At 31.8% G+C, this 2500-nt stretch carries 3 protein-coding genes and 1 pseudogene; all 4 read left to right on the forward strand.

Translation table 11 applies throughout. The features are described 5' to 3' along the window. A pseudogene (locus tag CQ058_RS31160) lies at positions 1 to 320 on the forward strand (IS4 family transposase); the annotation flags it as partial. Between the two features lie 350 nt (positions 321 to 670). After that, positions 671 to 1006 carry a transposase gene (locus CQ058_RS31170; protein ID WP_105590265.1) on the forward strand — a complete coding sequence of 112 codons (336 nt, stop codon included), beginning with the start codon at positions 671 to 673 and terminating at the stop codon, positions 1004 to 1006. A gap of 22 nt (positions 1007 to 1028) precedes the next feature. Further along, positions 1029 to 1217: an RNA chaperone Hfq gene (gene hfq / locus CQ058_RS31175; RefSeq protein WP_070144224.1), complete on the forward strand. Its 189-nt coding sequence runs from the start codon at positions 1029 to 1031 to the stop codon at positions 1215 to 1217. A 636-nt stretch (positions 1218 to 1853) separates the two neighbouring features. After that, positions 1854 to 2486: a recombinase family protein gene (locus tag CQ058_RS31185; RefSeq protein WP_002193705.1), complete on the forward strand. Its 633-nt coding sequence runs from the start codon at positions 1854 to 1856 to the stop codon at positions 2484 to 2486. Positions 2487 to 2500 lie beyond the last annotated feature (14 nt).

Genomic DNA, 2500 nt, shown 5'->3' on the forward strand with positions numbered 1-2500 from the left:
GATTGGAGTGCCATTTATATGGTCAATTGATTGCCATTCTACTCTGTTCTTCTATTATGTTTCAAATGCGCCAATTGCTCCTCATGAAGAAAAAACGAGAGCTTAGTGAGTATAAAGCCATATATATAATTAAAGACTATTTTCTTCTTCTATTCCAAACTATACAAAAAAACACCCAAGAGCTATCAAAGGTGTTACTTCGCCTGTTCAATCTCCTACAGCAAAACGGGCGGAAATCTCATCGATATGAGAAAAAAACGGTCTTTGATATATTAGGTGTCGTTTACAATTGTACCATGTCTGATAATCAAGCCGCTTAATTCAAAAAAGTGAAACCCGTTAGGGTTTATTTCGTATGCAAATCTTTCAATCACCTACACTTTCCCTTTAGAAAAAAGAAACAATCTCACCTAAAATTGACTTTGTATAAACTTAGCTTGATAGCGATGTGGCGATACCCCTCCATAATCTACATTTAATTTTATGTCTAATCAATCCGCTTAATGGATTCGGTCTCGTCTGTCTTGGATACTATTTTATGTGAAATGGAGATATTATTTTTATTTCGGATAGATTTCTTGCGAAATATGTACCTAGAGCCGTATTTTAATTTAAATGTGATACGATAGTTGTATATATGCATTTAGATGGTAAAAGGGGATGAGTGTTGATGAAAAACCATATAAAAGTAAATGGAAAACTCCTTCAGACAAATAAAAAGTGGTCACATCTCCGGCAAAAACAAAAAGATCATATTTCTAATTGGTTACGTAGGGAATACCTACAGTTTGTAAGAACTCATCATCGAAAACCTAGAAAATACGAGCATGATGAGATTCTTCATGAAGTGATGAATCAAATACAGGAATGTGAAATTTGGATTCCGTATGGTGAAGTGAAAAAATACTATGTAAGTAAAATAGGAAAATGGTTTAGAAAAATAGAAGGTGAATGGGAAAGACAAATAGACAACAATGAGCGGCTGGAAGTATTAAAAGAAAAGTAGATACAAATAGGGGGCGTATTTCATGTATAACTTACAAGAAGATATGTATGAACAATTGAAAGAGAAAAAAGGGGAAGTTACTGTATTTTTACAGAATGGCGTTCCAATACGTGGGCAGATCCTTGCAACGGATAAATTTACCGTTCTTATGATGGTTCATGGTAAGCAACAACTAGTTTACAAACAAGCAATTTCCACTATTATCAAGTAATTCTTTTTCCTTCGAGGGGAGAGGCAAATACAGCAAAAAAAAGAAGATTGAGATCAATCTTCTTTAAAGTGAAGGAATAGATGACAGATTACTACTTCAACTTCTAATCAATTATAATTAAGTATGTAATAATGTTCAAGTCGTTCGAAATTTTCTCAATTTATTTGTATTATTTTTAAATTAAAATGTAAGTAATTCTTTTTATTATTATATATTTGTTCTTTCCTGTTGCAGAATCCTTATTATAAGGATTCCTTTTTTTGTATCAAAAATCTACAAAGAAAAAAGATAAGATCGGGAACACAATCTTATCTTTAGCACAAGGAGTAAACAAAAGTGATAACCATCATATTTTTATTATACTTCAATTTTTGTTAATTTTGAATATTAAAACCATAGTTACTAAGTATATCTATATTGAGAAATTTATTACAAAATTAGCTATAAATGATTCAAGAATCGAATGTAAACTTTTACCCATTTGTTTACTTTCAAATTCACTTAAGGTACACATTTTCTTGTTTCAAAAACCTCGTGTCCTTAAAGGTATACCTTTTTAAACGGGTGGTCTATATCTATGAAACATTGAAACATCAAGTTTATAAAGGTGATACAAATGTAAGGAGAATACCAAACGTGGCGAATATTTATGGATATATACGTGTAAGTACAAAAGATCAAAATGAACAACGTCAATTACATAAAATGATGGAACGAGGTGTGGAAGCTCGGCGTATTTTTGTCGATAAAGCAAGTGGACGACATTTCGATCGTCCTCAGTATCAATTATTACGAAAAATATTGAGTACAGGTGATATTGTTTACATAGATGCCTTAGATCGTATGGGGCGTAATTATGATGAAGTAATTACGGAATGGAAATACATAACAAGAGAATTACAAGCAGATATTGTGGTTTTAGAAAATGCAACGCTGTTTGATAGTCGTAAATTCCGTGAGATGGGTGACATGGGACGATTAATGGAAGATCAATTTTTATCTTTACTTTCCTATGTTGCAGATCAAGAACGAAAAAAAATTCATCAGAGACAAGCGGAAGGGATTGCGATAGCTAAATCTCAAGGAAAACATTTAGGCCGTCCTCAAGTGAACCTTTCAACTTTAAGTAAACAACAAATCAATATAATAGAGGAAACTCATTCAAAATGGAAGAATGGAGAAATAACTGCTGTTATATTTATGGAAATGTTAGAACTAAAGAAAAACACCTTTTATAAAATTATGAAGGAATATGAAGAAGTAAATTAGGGCTTTTCCTATAA

Source organism: Bacillus sp. MYb56 (genome assembly GCF_002976445.1).
In the GTDB taxonomy this organism is placed as follows: domain Bacteria; phylum Bacillota; class Bacilli; order Bacillales; family Bacillaceae_G; genus Bacillus_A; species Bacillus_A mycoides.